Raw genomic sequence first — 21293 nt, 5'->3', positions numbered from 1 at the left:
ACGGCTACGCGCCAGCTTCATCGTCTACGCTTTCTGACTGACACGTTTTCGCCATCGGCATGGATGGCTCAACACCAGAAAGGAGCAAACGATGAAGCAAACTGTGGCGGCACTGCTGGCAAAAACCCTCGAAAACGCCGGTGTGAAGCGCATTTGGGGCGTCACCGGCGACTCACTCAACGGGCTGAGCGATAGCCTAAATCGTATGGGCACTATCGAATGGATGCCCACGCGCCATGAAGAAGTCGCGGCCTTCGCGGCTGGAGCCGAAGCACAAATCAGCGGCGAACTGGCAGTCTGCGCAGGATCCTGTGGTCCAGGAAACTTGCACTTAATCAATGGCTTGTTTGATTGTCACCGGAACCATGTTCCGGTATTAGCCATCGCGGCCCACATTCCTTCCAGCGAAATCGGCAGTGGCTACTTCCAGGAAACCCATCCGCAGGAGCTGTTCCGTGAGTGCAGCCATTACTGTGAGCTGGTTTCCAATCCCGAACAGTTGCCGCAAGTGCTGGGCATCGCGATGCGCAAAGCGATTCTTAATCGCGGCGTCTCGGTGATTGTGATTCCCGGCGATGTGGCACTGCAGCCCGCCCCGGAAAGCGCGCGTAGCGAATGGTATCCACCGCAGCTGCCGCATGTGGTGCCATCCGCCAGCGAAGTGGCTCGGTTAGCCGAGACGTTGAACGGCGCGAAAAATATCACGCTGCTGTGCGGCAGCGGTTGCGCTGGCGCGCATGCAGAAGTGGTCAAACTGGCGGAAACGCTGAAAGCGCCGGTGGTACACGCCATGCGCGGGAAGGAGCACATCGAATACGATAATCCTTACGACGTCGGTATGACCGGGTTAATTGGTTTCTCATCGGGTTTCCACGCGATGATGAACGCCGACACCCTGGTGCTGCTCGGCACGCAATTCCCCTATCGCGCTTTCTATCCGGCAGATGCCAAAATCATTCAGATCGATATCAATCCCGGCAGTCTCGGCTCACATAGCCATGTCGATATGGCGCTGGTCGGTGATATCAAAACCACCTTGCATGCGCTGCAGCCGCAGCTCACCAGTAAAACCGATCGCCAGCATCTGGACAAGGCGTTGGAACATTATGTCGATGCGCGGAAAGGCCTTGATGAACTGGCAACGGCCAATGACAAGCTGCCGATTCATCCGCAATATCTCGCCCAGCAAATCAGTGAATACGCCGATGACGACGCCATCTTTACCTGCGACGTGGGCACACCAACGGTATGGGCGGCACGCTACCTGAAGATGAACGGCAAACGTCGACTCATCGGCTCGTTTAATCACGGGTCGATGGCCAACGCCATGCCACAGGCGCTGGGCGCACAGTCGCTGAATAAACAGCGTCAGGTGGTGGCGCTGTGCGGTGATGGCGGCTTTAGCATGTTGATGGGCGATTTCATTTCGGTGGCGCAGCTGAAGTTGCCGGTGAAACTGGTGATCTTCAACAACAGCGTGCTGGGCTTCGTCGCGATGGAGATGAAAGCCGGCGGTTATCTGACCGATGGTACCGATCTCGAGAACCCGGATTTCGCCGCGATTGCCGCCGCCTGCGGCATCAAAGGTATGCGCGTGGAGAAAGCCTCCGAGCTGAACGGCGTGCTGCAGGAAGCCTTCGCGCACGATGGTCCGGTACTGATTGATGCGATTACCGCCAAAGAAGAGTTGTCGATGCCGCCGCAGATCAAAGCGGAGCAGGCCAAAGGTTTCAGCCTGTATATGATGCGCGCCATTCTGAATGGACGCGGTGATGAGATCGTGGAACTGGCGAAAACCAACTGGCTGAGGTAAAACAATTCAGGCCAGACATGATGATAACGCGGGCACTTTGCCCGCTTTTTTATTTCAGGAGAGCGACGTGATCGATTTACGCAGTGATACCGTAACCCGCCCCAGTGCTGCCATGCTCAATGCCATGATGGCGGCGGAAACTGGCGATGATGTCTACCGCGATGACCCCACCGTACAGGCACTGGAAGTTGAAGCGGCCCGCTTGAGTGGCAAGGCCGCTGCGCTGTTTTTCCCCACCGGCACCCAGGCAAATCTGGTGGCGCTGCTGTGTCACTGCCAGCGCGGTGATGAATATATCGTTGGTCAACAGGCGCACAACTACAAATACGAAGCCGGTGGCGCAGCGGTGCTGGGCAGTATTCAGCCACAGCCGATTCTGCACGCCGAAGATGGTTCTCTGCCGCTGGCCGACGTTGCTGCCGCTATCAAACCCGATGATTTCCACTTCGCTCGCACGCGTTTGCTAAGCCTGGAAAACACCCATCACGGTAAGGTGCTGCCGTTGAGCTACCTCGAACAAGCGTGGAAATTTACCCGTGAACGTAAGCTGGCGCTGCATATTGATGGCGCGCGTATATTTAATGCCGTGGTGGCACAGAATGTCGAATTGGAAGCCATTGCGCGTTATTGCGATACGCTGACGATCTGCTTATCCAAAGGCCTCGGTACGCCGGTCGGTTCGCTGCTGTGTGGCGATGAGGCGTATATTGAGCAGGCACGTCGCTGGCGCAAAATGACCGGCGGCGGCATGCGTCAGGCGGGCATTCTGGCAGCGGCTGGCTTGTATGCATTGCAACACAATGTGGCACGCCTTAAAGAGGATCACGACAACGCGGCGTGGTTAGGCGAGCAGCTGAGCGCCATCGGCGTTGAGGTGCTGAATCAGCACACCAATATGTTGTTTGTAAAAGTAGCGCCAGAGAAAGTTGAAGCGCTGAAAAGCTGGATGCAATCGGGCGACGTGCTAGTCAGCGTCGGGCCGGTAACGCGTATCGTGACGCATCTGGATGTCAGCCGTCAGGATTTGCAACGGCTGGTGGCGCACTGGCAGGCATTCCTGCAGCAGTAAATCCTGGTACGCGCAATGCTTCGTCGGGTCGCCAATAATGGCGACTCATACGCTACATCACTGCGCCGCACCGTATTTCGCCAGCAGCGCGCGGGCAATTGCCAGGGTTTCCGCATCGGCGATCCCGCGATAATCTGCTGGACGGAAGTGCATCTGAAACGCCGCAATCAGCTTGCGCTGCATCTGTGGTGTGGTTGCTGCGGCGACGTCATAACCGTAGCGCTGCAACGCCTCCAGCAACACCTCTTGATCCACCGCTTCATCCGCAGCGCGTCCGTTGAGATAGCGCTGCACCGTAGCCTGCTCAGGCCATGCACCTACACCTTGCGCAGCCAGTTGCTGCCAGGGGAACAGCGGACCCGGATCTTGCTTGCGCTGCGGCGCGATATCGCTGTGCCCCACCACATTTTCCGGCGAAATGCCGTAGCGCTGCGTAATGTCTTCTACCAGCGCCTTCAGCGCATCGATCTGTGCTGGAGTAAAGGGCTGCCACTGTACGCCCGTCAATGTTCGACGGTAACCACTATTAACCATCTCAATGCCAATCGAGGTGTCATTGATGCGCGTTGCACCGCGCCAGAAGCTGGGGCCAGCATGCCACGCTAGCTGGCTTTCCGGCACCAGCTGCCAAATGATGCTCTGCGCGTTTTTCTGCGGCGGATGACGGGGAATTAAATAATGCGCGCTCACTTCACGATCGGTCAGCGTTGCCAGGGAACTGGAAAAATCCTCGGCGGTATAGTGAATCACCACCACTTTGATGCGTGGCCGCGCGCCCTGCGCCGGATGCGCGGTATCCACCCAATAGCCGTGACGCGCTTCAATCGATGACTGACAGGCGCTCAGCAGCAACGCCATCGCCAGCAGGAAAACCACGCGCATTAGCGAATAATCACCGCGGTGCCGGTGACGCTCACCATCAACATGCTGCCCTCTTTGCCCACGGTTTCGTAATCGATATCGATCCCCACCACCGCATTGGCACCCAGTGCTTTGGCCTGCTCTTCCAGCTCTTTAAAGGCGATCTGCCGCGCTTTGCGTAACTCTTTTTCGTACGCACCAGAACGGCCACCAACGATATCGCGGATACCGGCGAAGAAGTCGCGGAAGATGTTAGCGCCCAGAATCGCTTCGCCCGCAACCACACCGCAATATTCACTGATGCTGTGTCCTTCCAGCGTAGGCGTAGTGGAAAATTTCATACTTTCTCCTTTTCTGAATCAGCGAGTTATAGCTCTTACGGCGTAAAAGCAAGGCTATACTCTATGCTAAAAATGGCGCTTTGCCAGTGAACAATAAGGAAATCGAGATGAGAAACCATGCCTTTGCGCTGCTTATTCCCGCTGCGTTACTGCTGAGTGCTTGTACCACCGTTGAGCCAGTGATTAAGGATAATGGCCCGCGCACCGCTGCCTGCGTTGAGGGTGGTCCGGACAGCGTGGCGCAACAGTTCTATGATTTACGCGTCAGCCAGCCCACTCAGGGCTTGCCGGATAGCACCCAGCTGGCGAAATATCGCCCTTACCTGAGCGATCGTTTGTATCAGAAACTGCTGAGCGCCAGCAGCCAGAATCCGAAACCGGCGGCGTGGACCCGCGGCGATCTGTTCTCAAGCCTGGCGCAAGGACCGACTTCGGCGGATGTCGCCAGTGCTTCGACCATCCCTAACCGTGATGCGCGCAACATCCCGCTGCGCGTGGATTTGAGCCGCGATGATAAAACGTGGCACGACGAAGTGCTCATGATCCACGAAGGCACCTGCTGGGTCGTGGATGATGTGCGTTATGTCAGCGATGTGCCGCACGTTAACGGTGGTTCATTGACGCAGCTGCTGGAAGCGAAAAAGTAGTCGTTCACTTTTCCAGCACTCCGTTCTATTGATTAGCGCGCCGCATCCTTGCGGCGCTTTTTGTTTATAATTTGTGAACTAAATTCGCCTCGTCAGCCCTTACCCGCCGTGAGTGGCGCGATATTGTGCTACGCTTTGGATGTTTCACTGCTCTTTAATAAATATTAACCCACCACAATTGCATAACTATTCTGGTGACGTTAAAATCCGCGACACTAATTACTATTCATTTTTAGCGCATGAGTATTCAACTAAACGCCATAAACTGTTTTTACGGTGCCCATCAGGCACTGTTCGATATCAACCTGGCTTGTCCGCAGGGAGAAACGCTGGTGTTGCTCGGCCCGAGTGGCGCGGGTAAAAGTTCGCTCCTGCGCGTGCTCAATTTGCTGGAGCAACCGCGCTCCGGCAGCCTGCAGATTGCCGGCAACCAGTTTGATTTCACCAAAGCCCCCTCTGACAGCGCGATTCGCGAGCTGCGTCAGAACGTCGGCATGGTGTTTCAGCAATACAATCTGTGGCCGCACCTCACCGTGGTGCAAAACCTGATTGAAGCCCCGTGCCGGGTGCTCGGTCTCAGCAAAGACGCTGCGCGTGCACGCGCCGAAAAGCTGCTGGATCGCCTGCGCCTGACGCCGTATGCCGATCGTTTCCCGCTGCACCTTTCCGGCGGTCAGCAGCAGCGCGTTGCCATTGCACGTGCGCTGATGATGGAACCGCAGGTGTTGCTGTTTGACGAACCGACCGCCGCACTCGATCCCGAAATTACCGCCCAGATCGTTAGCATTATTCGTGAGCTGGCACAGACCAACATCACGCAAGTGATCGTGACACATGAAGTGGAAGTGGCGCGTAAAACCGCCAGCCGCGTGGTGTACATGGAAAACGGTCACATTGTGGAGCAAGGTGATGCCAGCCACTTTACACAGCCGCAAACCGACGCGTTTGCTAATTATCTTTCGCATTAAGTCAGGAAGCTTCTAATGAAAAAAGTTGTAATTGCTGCCCTCCTTGCCGGCCTGAGCCTGAGCGCTTCTGCGGCACAGACATTGCGTTTCGCCACCGAGGCTTCCTATCCTCCGTTTGAATTCGTCGACTCTGACAATAAAATTCAGGGCTTTGATGTCGATCTGGCTAACGCACTGTGTAAAGAGATGGATGCGACCTGCACCTTCACTAATCAGGCGTTCGATAGTCTGATTCCAAGCCTGAAGTTCCGCCGTTTCGATGCGGTAATGGCCGGCATGGACATCACCCCGGATCGTGAGAAACAAGTGCTGTTCTCCAAGCCGTATTACGACAACTCCGCCATCTTCATCGCGCAGAAAGATAAAGTCGCTGACGTCGCTGCATTGAAAGGTAAACGTGTCGGCGTGCAGAACGGCACCACGCACCAGAAATACCTGTCTGACAAGCATAGCGATATCACCGTTGTGCCTTACGACAGCTATCAAAATGCGGTGCTTGATCTGAAAAATGGCCGTATCGATGCGGTGTTCGGTGACACTGCGGTGGTGAATGAGTGGCTGAAGCAGAACGCCAACCTCGCACCGCTGGGCGAGAAAGTGACCGACAAAGATTACTTCGGTACCGGCTTAGGTATTGCGGTGCGCCAGGGCAACACTGAGCTGCAGGGCAAATTCAATGCCGCCCTGGAGAAGATCAAAGCCGACGGCACCTACAAAACCATCTACAGCAAATGGTTCCAGCAGTAATTTCTGATGAATGAAATGATTCCACTCGCAAGCGCCGCCGGGATGACCGTCGGCCTTGCCGTTTGTGCACTGATCGCCGGCCTTGTGCTGGCGATGATTTTTGCTGGCTGGGAATCGGTGCGCTGGAAACCGCTGGCATGGATCGGCACCGGTCTGGTGACGCTGATTCGTGGCCTGCCGGAAATTCTGGTGGTGCTGTTTATCTACTTCGGCGCCTCACAGCTGCTGTTGACGCTCTCCGATGGCTTCCACATCAATCTAGGTCTGTTCAACATTCCGGTGCAGGTGCAGATTGAGAACTTTGACGTCAGCCCCTTCCTGTGCGGCGTGATTGCGCTGGCGATGCTCTATTCCGCCTATGCGTCACAGACCCTACGTGGTGCGCTCAAAGCGGTGCCGGTCGGTCAATGGGAATCGGGTCAGGCGCTCGGCATGAAAAAGTCGGCGATTTTCCTGCGCCTGATTATGCCGCAGATGTGGCGTCATGCGCTGCCAGGCCTCGGAAACCAGTGGCTGGTGCTGCTGAAGGATACCGCGCTGGTATCGTTAATCAGCGTGAATGATCTGATGCTACAGACCAAAAGCATTGCTACGCGCACGCAAGAACCCTTTACCTGGTATCTGGTGGCGGCGGCGATCTATCTGATCATCACGCTGTTCAGTCAGGCCGTGCTGCGCCGCATTGAATTGCGCACCACGCGTTTCGAGCGAGGGGCTTAAGCATGCTGGATTACATACCTGAGCTGCTCAAAGGGCTGCATACCAGCCTGACGCTAACCGTGGCATCGTTGATTGCCGCGCTGGTGCTGTCGCTGCTGTGCACCATTGTACTGGCGCTCAAAGTGCCGGTACTAAACTGGATAGTCAAAGGCTATATCACGCTGTTTACCGGCACCCCGCTGCTGGTGCAGATCTTCCTGATTTATTACGGTCCCGGCCAGTTCCCCAGCATCCAGAACATTCCGTGGCTGTGGCATCTGCTGTCGCAGCCCTGGCTGTGTGCGCTGCTGGCGCTGTCACTGAACAGCGCCGCTTACACTACGCAGCTGTTTTACGGTGCGGTGCGCGCCATTCCTTCCGGTCAGTGGCAATCCTGCGCCGCACTGGGTATGAATCGCAAAGACACGCTGCGCATTCTGCTGCCGTACGCCTTCAAGCGCGCCCTTTCGTCTTATTCCAACGAAGTGGTGCTGGTATTTAAAAGTACCTCGCTGGCTTACACCATTACGTTGATGGAAGTGATGGGCCACGGACAGCTGCTGTATGGCCGCACTTACGACATTTCGGTCTACGCCGCCGCTGGCCTGATCTATTTGGTGGTTAACGGTTTGCTGACGCTCATGATGCGCCTGGTGGAAAAACGTGCGCTGGCGTTTGAGCGCCGCAACTGATGTCAACAGAGCGGGCGCCGATTAAGGCGCTCGCCCTTTCATATTATTAAGCAAAAATATTGCATATAAATTCATTAACTGGCATCGTGTAACCCGTTCCGTCTCTGGCAAGGTTTACAGGAGTTATATAATGAAAAAATGGATCGTTGCTGCTGCGCTGGCAACTCTGGCAATGAATGCTTATGCGGCGGAAAAAATCCGCTTCGCCTCTTCCGCAACTTATCCCCCTTTCGAATCGCTCGATCACGACAATCAAATCGTCGGCTTCGATATCGATCTGGCAAAAGCACTGTGTCAGCAAATGAAAGCGGAGTGCAGCTTCACCAATAATGCTTTCGATAGCCTGATTCCCTCGCTGAAATTCCGTCGCTACGACGCAGTGATTTCAGGTATGGATATCACCGCCGATCGTAGCAAGCAGGTGGATTTCACCCAGCCTTATTACGCCAACTCCGCCATCGTGATTGCGCACAAAGGCCAGTTCAGCGACTTCAGCCAGCTGAAAGGCAAACGTGTCGGCGTTGAGAATGGCACCACGCATCAGAAATACCTGCTGGAGAAGCATCCGGAGGTGGTGGCGGTAGCCTATGACAGCTATCAAAACGCGATTCTTGATTTGAAAAACGGTCGCCTGAACGGCGTGTTTGGTGACACGGCGGTGGTCAATCAGTGGCTGAAGGCCAATGAGGATCTCAGTGCAGTCGGCGAGCATATCACCGATACCGATTTCTTCGGCACCGGCTTAGGCATTGCGGTACGTAAAGGCAATGAGCCGCTGCTAAACGAGCTAAATAGCGCGTTAGTGGCATTGAAAGCCAACGGCACCTGGCAGCAGATTAATCAGAAGTGGTTCCCGGAATAAGCCTGATGGGATGGCGTGGCGCCGCCTGACAGATTCTGTATGGCAGGCGTTACGCTGTTCTCTTTGTCAGCAAACACAGCACTTCAAAATGCGCGGTGTGCGGGAACATGTCGAACAGCTGCACACGGCTGACGTCATAATCCGTTAGACGCGCGATATCCTGCGCCATGCTGGTGGGATTGCAGCTGGAATAGAGAATGTAATCGGGCGCCATCTCACTGAGATAAGCACACAACTCCGCACCAATGCCGCGACGCGGCGGATTGACTAGCACCAGCTGCGGCACGGCTTCCCGTGAAGTAGCGAACTGGGTGGAATCCAGCGCGGCAAAGCTCACCTTCTCCAGCCCCAACTGCTGCGCCGACTGCTGCGCACAGGCGATGGCTTCGGCGTTAATTTCAATCCCGGTCAGCTGCATGTCTGGCGTCGCGCAGTGCAAACCAAACCCGCCAACGCCACAAAACAGATCCCACATGCTGCTGACCTGCAGCTGCGCCACCCAATCGCGCGCGGTGGCGTAAAGATTGGCGGCAACCTGCGGGTTGGTCTGAAAGAAACTTTGCGGGCGAATATAGAGCGGCACCTGATTAAAACGTTCAGCCAGCGCTTGATCCGGCGTCAGCGCGATCTCTTCATCACCTTCAAGGATCGCCATGTGCACCGGCTGAATATTCGCGGAGATCACTTTCAGCTGTGGTAACTGCTGCTGCAGCCACGGCAGTGCCGCACGTAGCTGCGCCAGCTTAGTGGTGGATCGCAGCACAAAGCGCAGCATCATGCCGCCCTGGGTGCTTTCAGTCAGCAGCAAAAACTTCAGCTCACCGCGTTTGCGCGCCACGTTATACGGGGTTAACCCCGCGCGGGCGATAAAGGGCTTAAGTACCTCGAACACCGCACCGAAGCTGTCGGGATAGAGCGGGCAGGCACACAAATCAACCGGTTCACCGTCGCGCGCCACCATACCGAGGATGGGACGCTCTACACTGCCGCTGACCACCATTTTGGCTTTATTACGCAACCCTTGCTGCTCAGACTCAACCGGCGGCAACCACTCGGCGACCGGCCTTTCCGCCAGCAACTGCTCCAGCAGCGACTGTTTGTCGTTGAGCTGTTGTGGATAGGGTTTTTCCAGCCACTGGCACGAGCGACAGCGACCGGCATCATAAAGCGCGCAATACATGGAAAGGCCTGTATTCAGAATCGGGAAAAAAACGGGGGCCGATTGTATCACCGGTGCCGGAAAAAAGCGCGGCTGCTGGCGGGCACAAACAGCAGCAGCAGTACCAACACATCCGGCAGCTTTTGCTGCAGGGTATGATGAATAATCTGCGCATTGCTTTCGCCGGGAATGCTGAAAATCTCCGGGTAAATCCAGCCAACCGAAGCCATCAACATATAGAAAAGCACAATGATTTGCGTGACAACATAGCCCCAGCGTCCACGGTTATTGCCCCGCATCAGGGTGAAGGCACAGCGCAGTTCAAACAGGAAAATCAGCTGGCTGGCGATAAAAATCAGCGTGGAATCCCAGGCCTGCGCGCTACGATGCACAAAGTTGGCAAGTTCGTCGTAACCCAGTTCGTTGGCCAGCATCAACACGCTGAGGCAGCGCGTGATAATAATCGCGCTGCCCGCCACCATGACCGGCACCGGCGTCGCGTTAATCATTGAACCGTTTTTCAGGGTTTCCGACATGGTTTAGCTCCGTCACCATAATAAAACGGGCCGAAATAATCAGCCCGTTCTTATGGTGGCAAATGTTACGATGTTCAGCCACGTTTTGCTTTCTGAATATCGCGTAATCGCTGCTTTTCTTCGTGCGCCATAAAGCGCCAGGCGATAAAACCGACTAAACCGACGACAAACAGAATCAACGATGCCAAGGCGTTGATCTCCGGATTTACCCCACGCCGCACGGTGGCAAAAATCGCCATCGGCAAGGTGGTTGCGCCAGGACCCGTGACGAAGCTGGCGATCACCAAATCGTCGAGCGATAGGGTAAACGCCAGCAGCCAGCCGGTGACAATCGCGGGTGCGATCATCGGCACGGTGATCACGAAGAACACTTTCACCGGTGTGGCACCAAGATCCATCGCCGCTTCTTCTATCGAGCGATCCAGTTCACGCAGACGCGAGTTGATCACCACTGCCACGTAAGCGGTACAGAAGGTCACGTGCGCCAGCCAGATAGTCAGCATGCCGCGATCGCTCGGCCAGCCAAACGTATTGCCCATCGCCACAAACAGCAGCAGCAAAGATAAACCGGTGATGACATCAGGCATGACCAGCGGCGCCGTCAGCATAAAGGCGAAACCGTTATGCCCGCGGAAGCGGCCAAAGCGCACAATCACCACCGCCGCCATGGTGCCGAGCACCACCGCCATCGTTGCTGAGAGCGCGGCGATAGTCAGGCTAAGCCCCACCGCATCGAGCATTGCCTGATCCTGGAACAGCACTTTGTACCAGTGGAATGAGAAGCTATCCCACACCGTCACCAGCGGCGAACTGTTGAAGGAGTACACCACCAGCAGCAGCATCGGCGCGTACAGGAACATAAAGCACAGCACCAGAATCACGGTGCGCCACGGAGATCGAATGGTAGGTAACTGGCTCACTCTTTCTCTCCCACTTCACGGTTCTGATGCTTGTGGAACCAGATGATCGGTAATATCAGAATCAACAGGATGATCACCGCCAGCGCGGACGCTACCGGCCAATCGCGGTTGTTAAAGAACTCCTGCCACAAAATGCGCCCAATCATGATGCTGTCAGGGCCGCCGAGCAGTTCTGGGATCACGTACTCGCCCACCGCCGGAATAAACACCAGCATTGAGCCGGCAATAATCCCGCCTTTGGTCAGTGGCACAATCACACTAAAGAAGGTCTTTAACGGACGCGCGCCGAGATCCAGCGACGCTTCCACCAGCGAATAATCAATACGCGTCAGCGCGGTATAAATCGGTAGCACCATAAACGGCAGATAGCAGTAAACGATACCGATATACACCGCGGTATTGGTGTAGAGAATCACCAGCGGGTGATCGATCACCCCGAGCCACATCAGGAAACGGTTGAGAATGCCGTTGTTGTTGAGCAGCCCCATCCACGCGTAAACGCGCACCAGGAATGAGGTCCACGACGGCAAAATCACCAGCAGCAGCAAAATGGTGCGCATTGAGGGCTTGCTGTGTGCCACCGCCCACGCCAGCGGATAGCCGATCATCAGGCAGATGATGGTCGAAATGCCCGCCACTTTCAGCGACGTCAGATAGGCATCGGCGTAGAGCGGATCGTCGGTCAGCGTAAAGTAGTTACCGAGATTGAGCACCAGATTGAGCTGACCATCCGCCCAGGTAACCAAATCGGTATACGGCGGAATGGCGCGCGCAATATCGGCGAAGCTGATCTTCAGCACAATCAGGAATGGCAGCAGAAACAGCAGGATCAGCCACAGATAAGGCAGCGCAATCACCAGCTTGCGGCCGTGTTGCATTTTGATGCGCGTTGCCCAGCGCTGCAGCGGCGTGCCCACGACTTTAGGCACGCGGCGTTGAGAAATCTGGCTCATATCGCCCCCTTAAACCGTCAGAACCACACAGCTGTCAGCGTCCCAGCAGAGACGGACTTCATCGCCCCAAGTTGGCGCGCCTTTGCGGTAGCGATGGGCATTTTGCAACTGTGCGCTAATCATCTGGCCGCTACGCAGACGCACGTGATAAATCGACAGGTCGCCAAGATAGGCAATGTGCACCACTTCACCGACGGCAAAGTTGCAGCCATCGGCCGGCACTTCCTCGCACAGCATCACTTTTTCCGGGCGCAGCGCAACGTGCACCGGCACGTTATCGACGACGGAGACATCAGTTTGCACCTTCAGCGGATGCACTAAGCCCGGCGCATCAATGATCAGTGCGTCTTCACCGCGGTCGCGCAGCAGGCCTTCAAACACATTCACCGAACCAATGAACTCGGCGCTGTAACGGCTGGTTGGATGCTCGTAAATCTCTTCCGGCTCACCAATCTGCACGAATTTGCCGCGGTTCATGATGGCGATGCGGCCCGCCATGGTCATCGCTTCTTCCTGGTCGTGCGTCACCATCACGCAGGTGGCGCCCACACGCTCAAGAATATCGACCACCTCATGCTGCATGCGGTCACGCAGCTTTTTATCCAGCGCGCCCATCGGTTCATCAAGCAGCAGCAGTTTCGGACGCTTCGCCAGGCTACGCGCCAGCGCCACACGCTGACGCTGGCCGCCAGAGAGCTGATGCGGCTTACGTTTGGCAAACTCCTGCATATGCACCAGCGACAGCATCTCTTCGACGCGGCTGTTGATTTCGCCTTTCGGCAGTTTGTCCTGCTTCAGACCAAAGGCAATGTTCTGCTCCACCGTCATGTGCGGGAACAGCGCGTAGGACTGAAACATCATGTTGATTGGGCGTTGATACGGCGCTACGTGCGAGAGATCCTGACCATCCAGCACAATCTGGCCGCTGGTCGGCGGTTCGAATCCCGCCAGCATACGCAGCAGCGTGGATTTACCACAGCCGGAAGCACCCAACAGCGCAAAAATTTCACCTTTGTAAATGGTCAAACTGACATCATCCACGGCGTGCTGGCCGTCAAAAGATTTGGTCAGATTGCGAATTTCCAGCAGCGGCGTCAACGCCTTAGCGGTTTTATTTGGGGGGCGGGGAATCGCGTCGTTCACTAACATTTCTCCGGCGCTAAAATCGCGCGGCACAGCCAGCCGCTAAAAATGGCACAACAGAGGCCAGTACCGCGCCTCTGCTGTCGTCTTCAGGCAATACTCGTTCAGAACAAGTTACTTACCACTTTTTACTTTAGTCCATGCACGGGTACGCACACGATCCAGTTTCGGATCCTGGACCTTGAGCACAAACAGTTTGGCCATGGCATCCGGCGTTGGGAAAATGCCCGGATTGTTGCGCACGTCCGCATTAATCAGCGGCAGCGAGGCTTTGTTACCGTTGGCATAGTTCATGTTGTTGGAAACATCAGCAATGACTTTTGGATCCATCATGTAGTTGAGGAATTTGTATGCCCCTTCTACATTTTTCGCGTCTTTTGGAATCGCGAACATGTCGAAGAACGCCAGGGCGCCCTGCTTCGGCACGATATAGCCCAGATGCACGCCGTTATTGGCTTTATCCGCACGATCTTTCGCCTGCAGGATATCGCCCGACCAGCCAATCGCTACGCAGATGTTGCCGTTCGCCAGGTCATTGATGTACTGCGACGAGTGGAAGTAACGGATGTTCGGACGCAGTTTCAGCAGCAAATCGGTCGCCGCGCCAGAGTAATCTTTCGCATCAGAGCTGTTGGGATCTTTGCCAAGGTAGTTCAGCACGGTAGCGAAAATCTCTTCCGGTGCATCAAGGAAGGAGACGCCGCAACCTTTCAGTTTTTCCAGGTTTTCCGGTTTCAACACCAGATCCCAGCTATCCAGCGGTACATCTTTGCCCAGTGCGGCTTTCACTTTATCGACGTTATAGCCGATGCCGGTAGTGCCCCACAGATAAGGGATCGCGTATTTGTTACCAGGATCGTGCTGGGCCACTTTCGCCATCAGATCGGGATCGAGGTTTTTATAGTTTGGCAGCTTGCTCTTATCCAGCTCCTGGAACACGCCCGATTGCAGCTGACGCGCAAGGAAACTCGACGATGGCACTACCACGTCATAACCGGTACTACCGGCCATCAGTTTGCCTTCCAGCACTTCGTTGGAATCGAAAACGTCGTAAACCACTTTATCGCCGGTCAACTTCTCAAAGTTCGGCACCGTGTCAGCCGCGATATAATCTGACCAGTTATACACATGCAGCGTTTTATCTTCTGCCTGAGCACCGGCGGCCGCAGCCATCAGCACACCAGCAACCACACCTGGCAACCATTTTTGACGTTGGTTGAACATGTTTTCCTTCCTCCTGAGCGGGTCATTACAACGCTGTATACACGCGATCCGAACGTTGCGTTTTCTGTAAAAATTACAGGCACACAATGAATCAATATTCAGCGGGAGTTTAATAGCAAAAACCTATAGTTGTGCTGAGGTTGCTTGTCCCAGTCAGCCCCGCAAGAATAGCCCCCCCTTACCTACTGCACCAGATCCCAGCTTAAAAAACGCCTTTTCGCGATAAGTTATGCATGTTTCTGCTATGGGGTTTGGCACTAGTGGCATAAAGCACAACTAATATCTGGCAATAAAGGGCAAAGTGCAGAATAAAAAGTGGTGGGGCAGAAATGAAAACTGCCGCAAAAAGCGGCAGTTAGCGAGGCGGGGAACTCAGTGCAGCATCGCGTGGCTGCTGGTGCTGGGCTGTCGCTCCTCTTCTTCTCCTTCCATGATGAGCAAGTTATTAGCGAAGGCTTCCATAATCACCATGGAAACGCCCTCTTCACTCTGCTTCATAAAGTGGGAGAACTGACCGAAGGTTAATCCGGCGGTGGTGCTGATCGACTGGCAGACAATCAGCTTCGGCAGATTGTCGTCCTGAATATCCACGAAGGCTTTAATCGTGAGCGAGCTGGCGTTGATCTGCGATAAATCGCCCACCAGCGGAATCAGCGCCGTGGGTTTCACTTCTGCCAGCGCTGAGAAGAGGATGACGTTATCCACCAGGTCAATTTTTGCATCAAACACCCCGTCAAAATTCTGCATGTGCGGCAGGTGCAGTGCCTGACAGGCATCGCATTCGAACCAGGTGATATTTTGTTGATCCAGCCAGCGACGCAGCACGTCAATGTCCGGAACGACCAGTGAATCCATCGTAATATCCTGTGGGGTGAAGAAATGAGCGCCTTAGCTTACGGAAAAACCGATCTGGATGCCACGAAAACCGCCGAAAAACGCGGGTTAGCCGCCGGTTTTAGGACGATAGCCGGGGCAAGCATGTTGCTCTATCCATGCGATCATCATGGTCGCGATATCCAAACCGGTAATGCCCTCAATGCCTTCCAGCCCCGGCGAAGCGTTCACTTCCATCACCAGCGGCCCGCGATGTGCGCGCAGAATATCCACACCAGCCACTTCGAGACCGAGCGTGCTGGCCGCTTTCACCGCAATTTCCCGCTCCTGTGCGGTGATCTCCACTGCTCGGGCTTTCCCGCCGCGATGCAGGTTGGAGCGAAAATCGCCCTCTTTTGCTTCGCGCTCAATCGCCGCCACCACTTCATTGCCAATCACTAAGCAGCGAATATCGCGCCCTTGTGCTTCCTTAATAAACTCCTGCACCAAAATATGTGCGTTGAGGCCACGAAAGGCATCGATCACGCTTTCCGCCGCCTGACGCGTTTCCGCCAGCACCACGCCGATGCCCTGGGTGCCCTCCACCAGCTTCACCACCAGCGGCGCACCGCCGACCATGGCAATCAAATCATCGGTATCATCCGGCGAGGAGGCAAAGCCGGTGATCGGCATATCAATCCCCTCACGCGCCAGCAGCTGCAGTGAACGCAGTTTGTCGCGCGCGCGGGTAATCGCCACCGATTCATTAAGCGGATAGCTGCCGCGCACCTCAAACTGGCGCAACACTGCCGTACCGTAAAAGGTGGTGGCGGTGCCGATACGCGGAATCACCGCATCAAAATGCCCCAGCGCCTCGCCGCGGTAGTGCACCGCCGGCGAATCGGAGTTGATATTCATGTAGCAGGAGAGCGGATCGATGATCTGTACCTGATGGCCACGCTCTTCCGCGGCGTCGCGCAGACGTTTACACGAATAGATCGATCCATCGCGGGTGAGAATGGCCATCTTCATTGCAGAGTTCCTTGTGCTTAGCGTGTCGCCCAACCTTGCTGATGCAGATAATCCAGAATAAATGGACGCGTTTCTTTAATGATCAGACGCTGAATCAGCTGGCTCCAGTTTTCAGAACGCTGATTGCTGTCGCGCTGCTGATAATAGGCGGTAATTTGCTCATCGTACTGTGCCAGCACGGTTTTATCGACGGGTTGATAACGATTTTCGTGTACCAGCATCGCCTGCGGCATGCGCGGTTTAACGTCCGGCGCATCCGCTGGATGACCGACGCAGAAACCGAACAGCGGCAGCACAAACTTCGGCAGCTCAAGCAGTTCGGTGACTTGAGCAATACTGTTACGAATACCGCCAATAAATACGCCACCAAGGCCGAGCGATTCTGCCGCGACCATGGCATTTTGCGCCATCAGCGCGGTATCAACGCAGCCGAGCAGCAGCTGTTCAGCGCGTCCCAGCTGCGCATCCGGGCAAATCTGCTGATGACGATTGAAGTCAGCGCAGAACACCCAAAATTCCGCCGCCGCGCTAACCCATGGCTGGCCGCCGGTAAGCTGCACCAGCTGCTCACGTTTTTCCCGATCGGTGATGCGAATAATGGAGGAACACTGCAAAAAGCTGGAGGTTGAGGCCGCTTGTGCCGCTGCAATAATGGCGCTGCGCTGCGCCTCATCAATGCCTTGTTCGGTAAAGGCGCGAATAGAACGGTGGCTGCACAGTAAATCGATAGTCGGCGTCATAATCCTCTCCGGTGGTTACTTCTTTTTGTTGGAATGATTGAACAATTGCGGAGCCATCGCCTTCGCCGTCCGCCACATCATCATCCATGCCGCAGGCAGCATCAGCGCGATGCCCAGAAAAAACAGCAGCGTCGCCAGCGGCTTTTTGGCCATAAAATCCGGCGCGCTCACCCAGTCATTGGTCAGTAGCAGCGCACCCACTACGGCAAGCACGCCGAGCACTTCAAGCAGCAACACGGGTTTGGGTAATGTGGCGAGATTACGCATGCGAGGGTTCCTTTGGCGTACAATCAGTTTTAGCGTCTGCATAGGCAGCAGATATCAGAATAACAGGTAACTTCTTCTTCCTTTAAGCAGGATGGGCGGGCATGATGTGACGCATTATTCACGCTGTGATGTGATTCTAGTCACAAAACAGCAGCGGAAGGAGAGAAGCAATGATTGCAGTGATTTTTGGCCGTTCTAGCTGCCCTTACTGCGTACGTGCAAAAGAGTTGGCGGCTAAGCTGACCAGCGAGCGCGACGATTTTAACTATCAGTACGTGGACATTCAGGCCACCGGCATCACCAAAGCCGATCTGGAAGCGCGTGCCGGCAAGCCGGTGACCACCGTACCGCAGATTTTCCTCGACGATCAGCACATTGGTGGTTACACCGAATTTGCTGCCTGGACGAAAGAAAACCTGGGTATCGAAGCGTAAGATAACGGGCCTGCGGGCCCGTTTTTGATCGTGCTATTCAGCCCGCATCGCCAGCATAATCCGCAGCAAGCGCACCAGCAGTGCCCCACATCCCGCCCAGAACAGCGCACTTAAACTCCAGGCCACAATCAGCAAGGCGCTATGCGTCATCGGTATGACCAACATCAGCCACATCATTCCCAGCAGCGTGCCACCCAGCGCAATCCACAACGTGCTGACCAGCGGGCTCTCTGGCTGCAAAAGCGCCATTAACATCCCCGGTAATAAAAACAGCAGTAATTCTGGTTGTCCGCGCACGGCTTGTTCACTGGCGGCGGCCCAGAAATGGTGTGCATAAATAAACACCAGCGTATAAAGCATCACGCCCAGAACCGATGCTGGCCAGCGATTATTGCGCTCCAACATAATTAGCCTCAACTTTTACGTTAACAATTATGAAACTTTTTTGCCCTGATGCGCACGACTGGAAATAAAAAGAAACAGCTGGAGGCGAAAGGAATGAAAACTGCCGATAGCTGAGGATGTTAATTATGATTAGAATGACGCCGCTTTAGTATGAGGTCTTAGCTTTTTTGTTGCAGAAACCTTAGCGGTCGGCACAAGATAGCGAAAAAAGTCCTGCTCATCAACTTGTTACAGGTAAAGAAGAAGTTAAACCGTGAACATTAACGTCGCAGAATTGTTAAGCGGAAATGACGTTCTGTTATTATTTGTCGTTTTAGCACTCGGACTTTGCTTGGGTAAATTACGCCTCGGCTCGGTCCAACTCGGTAATTCCATTGGTGTACTGGTTGTTTCGCTAATTTTAGGCCAGCAGCATTTCGCTATTAATACTGACGCCTTAAGTCTTGGCTTTATGTTGTTTATTTTTTGTGTCGGCGTGGAAGCCGGGCCAAACTTTTTCTCAATCTTTTTCCGTGACGGTAAAAATTACTTCTTTTTAGCGATTGTTATGGTGGTTAGCGCGCTGTTAATCGCGTTGACGCTCGGCAAATTGTTCGGCTGGGATATTGGTTTAACCGCGGGCATGCTGGCAGGTTCAATGACCTCGACGCCGGTGTTAGTGGGCGCGGGTGATACGCTGCGGCAAAGCATCAGCGACAGTCATCAACTCACGCTGATGCAGGATAACCTTAGCCTCGGTTACGCCCTCACCTATCTGGTGGGATTAGTGAGCCTGATTTTTGGTGCGCGCTATCTGCCGCGCCTGCAGCATCAGGATCTGCCAACCTGCGCGCAGCAAATTGCTCGCGAGCGCGGCCTTGATGCCGATAGCCAGCGCAAAGTGTTTCTGCCGGTCATCCGCGCCTATCGCGTGGGCCCGGAACTGGTGGAGTGGAGCGGCGGCAAAAACCTGCGTGAGCTGGGCATTCATCGCCAGACCGGCTGCTATATTGAGCGGCTGCGCCGCAACGGTATTCTCGCCAGCCCGGATGGAGACGCCATGCTGCAGCTCGGCGACGATATCTCGCTGGTAGGCTATCCCGATGCGCATGCGCGCCTGGATCCCAGCTTCCGCAACGGCAAAGAGGTGTTCGATCGCGATTTGCTGGATATGCGCATCGTTACCGAAGAGATCGTGGTGAAAAACCACAACGCGGTTAACAAACGCCTGAGTCACCTCAAATTGACCGACCACGGTTGTTTTCTTAACCGCGTGATCCGCAGCCAGATTGAGATGCCGATTGATGACAGCATCATGCTAAACAAGGGTGATGTGCTGCAGGTGAGCGGCGAAGCGCGTCGCGTGAAGAGTTTGGCCGACCGCATTGGTTTTATCGCCATCCACAGCCAAATCACCGATCTCCTCGCCTTCTGCGCCTTCTTTATCGTCGGCCTGATGGTGGGCATGATCACCTTCCAGTTCAGCAACTTCAGCTTCGGCATCGGCAACGCCGCCGGATTGCTATTCGCCGGCATTATGCTTGGCTTTATGCGGGCCAACCATCCCACGTTTGGCTACATCCCGCAGGGCGCGCTGACGATGGTGAAAGAGTTTGGCCTGATGGTGTTTATGGCCGGCGTCGGCTTGAGTGCGGGCAGCGGCTTACAGCACGGTTTTGGCAGCGCAGGCGCATTGATGCTTCTGAGTGGCCTGCTGGTGAGTTTGCTGCCGGTGGTGATTTGCTATCTGTTTGGCGCCTATGTGCTGCGTATGAACCGCGCCCTGCTGTTTGGTGCCATCATGGGGGCACGCACCTGTGCGCCGGCAATGGAGATCATCAGCGATACCGCGCGCAGCAGCATTCCCGCGCTGGGTTATGCCGGCACCTACGCGATTGCCAACGTATTGCTCACGCTGGCGGGCACCTTGATAGTGATAATCTGGCCGCTATTGCCATTCTAAAAATATATTTGACGCAATAACGAACTTTCTTTTGGGGTCGCAGTCTGAATAAGTGCCACTGCTTTTCTTTGAAATCCCCAAATTGTGGAGCCCGCCTGTCAATGACTTGCGGGTTTTTTTATGGCTATCGATCCTGTGGTTTAAGGTTCGCTGCTGCGTAAATTGTCAGCCTGTCCACCGCCTGCGCTATTTTCCAATATTCATGCAACTTTCATCAAAGTTAAACACTCCAACAACCCGCAATAAGATTAAGAGCGCGACTATTTATTCCTGATGCGCGCGCTTTTAGGCTATCAGCTTTATTTTGCTGGCAATTTTTACGCTGGTGTTGTTTGGGTAAACAAGTCGAGGATACGCAATCGTGATGGAAGCACTTAACCACACGCTTTTTTTATGGATCAACGCCACGCAGGATTCACCGCAATGGCTGATCGGTCTGGCGACGTTTATCGCCAAAGATGTGATTGCCATTGTGCCGCTGCTGATTGTCGCGCTCTGGTTGTGGGGACCGCGCGATCAGGTGCAATCACAGCGCGAACTGGTGCTAAAAACCGGCATGGCGCTGCTGTATGCATTGAGCATTTCATGGTGCGTGGGTCAGTTGCTGCCGCATCCACGCCCTTTCGCCATCGGTTTCGGCCATCAGTTCCTGTCGCATGCGCCAGACGACTCTTATCCGAGCGATCACGGCACCACCATTTTCACCTTTGCGCTGGCGTTTATCTTCTGGCACCGCATGTGGTCTGGCGTACTGTTGCTCGTCGTCGGTAGCGCCATTGCCTGGTCACGCGTCTACCTTGGCGTGCACTGGCCGTTGGATATGCTGGGCGGATTTTTGGTCGGCATGCTGGGTTGCCTGGCATCACACATGGCATGGCAGCTTTATGGTCAGCGGATGCTGGCGTTCACCCATCAGGTGTATCGCGCGCTGTTCGCTATGCCGATTAAGAAGGGTTGGATTCGCGAGTGAGCGATGAGGTCGCCATGAGTGGCGACCCAACAAATTCATCAGGTGCGCAGGGCTGC

Annotated in this window: 24 protein-coding genes; 11 read left to right on the top strand and 13 right to left on the bottom strand. The window is 54.9% G+C overall.

The window, feature by feature from the left end; genetic code table 11:
- Window positions 1-91: 91 nt before the first annotated feature.
- Both poxB and ltaE read left to right on the top strand, forming a co-directional pair.
- Entirely contained in the window at window positions 92-1813 is a 1722-nt protein-coding gene (gene poxB, locus AC790_RS04300) for a ubiquinone-dependent pyruvate dehydrogenase (RefSeq protein ID WP_049851003.1), read from the top strand.
- Between the two features lie 67 nt (window positions 1814-1880).
- On the top strand, window positions 1881-2882 hold the full coding sequence (ltaE, locus tag AC790_RS04295; protein ID WP_049851002.1) for a low-specificity L-threonine aldolase: 1002 nt from the start codon (window positions 1881-1883) through the stop codon (window positions 2880-2882).
- A gap of 57 nt (window positions 2883-2939) precedes the next feature.
- Here ltaE and AC790_RS04290 read toward each other — a convergent pair whose 3' ends face one another.
- Complete coding sequence (locus AC790_RS04290; protein ID WP_049851001.1) at window positions 2940-3764, bottom strand: N-acetylmuramoyl-L-alanine amidase; 825 nt, start codon at window positions 3762-3764, stop codon at window positions 2940-2942.
- A complete protein-coding gene (locus tag AC790_RS04285) occupies window positions 3764-4084 on the bottom strand; it encodes a heavy metal-binding domain-containing protein (protein WP_007887640.1) in 321 nt (106 codons plus the stop codon). Before AC790_RS04285 ends, AC790_RS04290 begins: the two co-directional genes overlap by 1 nt.
- A 107-nt stretch (window positions 4085-4191) precedes the next feature.
- Between AC790_RS04285 and AC790_RS04280 the strand changes: the two genes are divergently transcribed.
- The 6 genes from AC790_RS04280 (at window position 4192) to artJ (AC790_RS04255) (ending at window position 8699) form a co-directional block, all read left to right on the top strand.
- On the top strand, window positions 4192-4731 hold the full coding sequence (locus AC790_RS04280; protein WP_049851000.1) for a lipoprotein: 540 nt from the start codon (window positions 4192-4194) through the stop codon (window positions 4729-4731).
- 239 nt (window positions 4732-4970) lie between these two features.
- Window positions 4971-5699, top strand: a complete 729-nt coding sequence (artP, locus tag AC790_RS04275) for an arginine ABC transporter ATP-binding protein ArtP (RefSeq protein ID WP_049850999.1) — start codon at window positions 4971-4973, stop codon at window positions 5697-5699.
- A 15-nt stretch (window positions 5700-5714) separates the two neighbouring features.
- A complete protein-coding gene (gene artJ / locus AC790_RS04270; protein ID WP_007887647.1) occupies window positions 5715-6446 on the top strand; it encodes an arginine ABC transporter substrate-binding protein in 732 nt (243 codons plus the stop codon).
- A 6-nt stretch (window positions 6447-6452) separates the two neighbouring features.
- Window positions 6453-7166 (top strand): arginine ABC transporter permease ArtQ, encoded by a 714-nt coding sequence (gene artQ / locus AC790_RS04265; RefSeq protein WP_007887649.1) that lies wholly within the window; start codon window positions 6453-6455, stop codon window positions 7164-7166.
- A gap of 2 nt (window positions 7167-7168) precedes the next feature.
- Window positions 7169-7837, top strand: coding sequence for an arginine ABC transporter permease ArtM (gene artM, locus AC790_RS04260; protein ID WP_049850998.1), 669 nt, complete (start codon window positions 7169-7171; stop codon window positions 7835-7837).
- A 130-nt stretch (window positions 7838-7967) separates the two neighbouring features.
- A complete protein-coding gene (gene artJ, locus AC790_RS04255; RefSeq protein WP_049850997.1) occupies window positions 7968-8699 on the top strand; it encodes an arginine ABC transporter substrate-binding protein in 732 nt (243 codons plus the stop codon).
- Between the two features lie 49 nt (window positions 8700-8748).
- Here artJ (AC790_RS04255) and rlmC read toward each other — a convergent pair whose 3' ends face one another.
- The 10 genes from rlmC to AC790_RS04205 all read right to left on the bottom strand — a co-directional run bounded on the left by rlmC (window position 8749) and on the right by AC790_RS04205 (window position 17486).
- Complete coding sequence (gene rlmC / locus AC790_RS04250; RefSeq protein WP_049850996.1) at window positions 8749-9879, bottom strand: 23S rRNA (uracil(747)-C(5))-methyltransferase RlmC; 1131 nt, start codon at window positions 9877-9879, stop codon at window positions 8749-8751.
- A 47-nt stretch (window positions 9880-9926) separates the two neighbouring features.
- A complete protein-coding gene (locus AC790_RS04245) occupies window positions 9927-10394 on the bottom strand; it encodes a YbjO family protein (protein ID WP_007887656.1) in 468 nt (155 codons plus the stop codon).
- A 74-nt stretch (window positions 10395-10468) separates the two neighbouring features.
- Window positions 10469-11314 carry a putrescine ABC transporter permease PotI gene (potI, locus tag AC790_RS04240; RefSeq protein WP_007887657.1) on the bottom strand — a complete coding sequence of 282 codons (846 nt, stop codon included), beginning with the start codon at window positions 11312-11314 and terminating at the stop codon, window positions 10469-10471.
- Entirely contained in the window at window positions 11311-12267 is a 957-nt protein-coding gene (potH, locus tag AC790_RS04235; protein ID WP_007887658.1) for a putrescine ABC transporter permease PotH, read from the bottom strand. The genes potI and potH overlap by 4 nt, the downstream gene beginning before the upstream one ends.
- 9 nt (window positions 12268-12276) lie before the next feature.
- Window positions 12277-13410, bottom strand: coding sequence for a putrescine ABC transporter ATP-binding subunit PotG (potG, locus tag AC790_RS04230; RefSeq protein ID WP_007887659.1), 1134 nt, complete (start codon window positions 13408-13410; stop codon window positions 12277-12279).
- Window positions 13411-13524: 114 nt separating this feature from the next.
- Window positions 13525-14634 (bottom strand): spermidine/putrescine ABC transporter substrate-binding protein PotF, encoded by a 1110-nt coding sequence (gene potF / locus AC790_RS04225; protein WP_007887660.1) that lies wholly within the window; start codon window positions 14632-14634, stop codon window positions 13525-13527.
- A gap of 372 nt (window positions 14635-15006) precedes the next feature.
- On the bottom strand, window positions 15007-15489 hold the full coding sequence (locus AC790_RS04220; RefSeq protein WP_007887662.1) for a YbjN domain-containing protein: 483 nt from the start codon (window positions 15487-15489) through the stop codon (window positions 15007-15009).
- An 87-nt stretch (window positions 15490-15576) separates the two neighbouring features.
- Entirely contained in the window at window positions 15577-16479 is a 903-nt protein-coding gene (rimK, locus tag AC790_RS04215; protein ID WP_007887665.1) for a 30S ribosomal protein S6--L-glutamate ligase, read from the bottom strand.
- 17 nt (window positions 16480-16496) lie between these two features.
- The gene (nfsA, locus tag AC790_RS04210) at window positions 16497-17219 is read right to left on the bottom strand and encodes an oxygen-insensitive NADPH nitroreductase (protein WP_049850995.1); all 723 of its coding nucleotides are present in this window, start codon (window positions 17217-17219) and stop codon (window positions 16497-16499) included.
- Window positions 17220-17234: 15 nt separating this feature from the next.
- On the bottom strand, window positions 17235-17486 hold the full coding sequence (locus AC790_RS04205; RefSeq protein ID WP_007887671.1) for a DUF1418 family protein: 252 nt from the start codon (window positions 17484-17486) through the stop codon (window positions 17235-17237).
- Between the two features lie 170 nt (window positions 17487-17656).
- Here AC790_RS04205 and AC790_RS04200 point away from each other — a divergent pair, with 170 nt between their 5' ends.
- Window positions 17657-17920, top strand: coding sequence for a GrxA family glutaredoxin (locus AC790_RS04200; protein ID WP_007887673.1), 264 nt, complete (start codon window positions 17657-17659; stop codon window positions 17918-17920).
- Window positions 17921-17953: 33 nt separating this feature from the next.
- Here AC790_RS04200 and ybjM read toward each other — a convergent pair whose 3' ends face one another.
- Window positions 17954-18325, bottom strand: a complete 372-nt coding sequence (gene ybjM / locus AC790_RS04195) for an inner membrane protein YbjM (RefSeq protein ID WP_049850994.1) — start codon at window positions 18323-18325, stop codon at window positions 17954-17956.
- Window positions 18326-18578: 253 nt separating this feature from the next.
- On the opposite strand from ybjM, the gene AC790_RS04190 reads away from it, so the two are divergent.
- Entirely contained in the window at window positions 18579-20267 is a 1689-nt protein-coding gene (locus AC790_RS04190; protein ID WP_007887678.1) for an aspartate:alanine antiporter, read from the top strand.
- A 364-nt stretch (window positions 20268-20631) separates the two neighbouring features.
- Window positions 20632-21237: an undecaprenyl-diphosphate phosphatase gene (ybjG, locus tag AC790_RS04185; RefSeq protein ID WP_049850993.1), complete on the top strand. Its 606-nt coding sequence runs from the start codon at window positions 20632-20634 to the stop codon at window positions 21235-21237.
- Window positions 21238-21293: the final 56 nt, after the last annotated feature.

The sequence above is a fragment of the Pantoea sp. RIT-PI-b genome (assembly GCF_001187905.1).
Lineage (GTDB): Bacteria > Pseudomonadota > Gammaproteobacteria > Enterobacterales > Enterobacteriaceae > Pantoea > Pantoea nemavictus.
The sequence above is the reverse complement of the archived record's forward strand: the minus strand, read 5'-3'. Positions and strand labels throughout refer to the sequence as shown.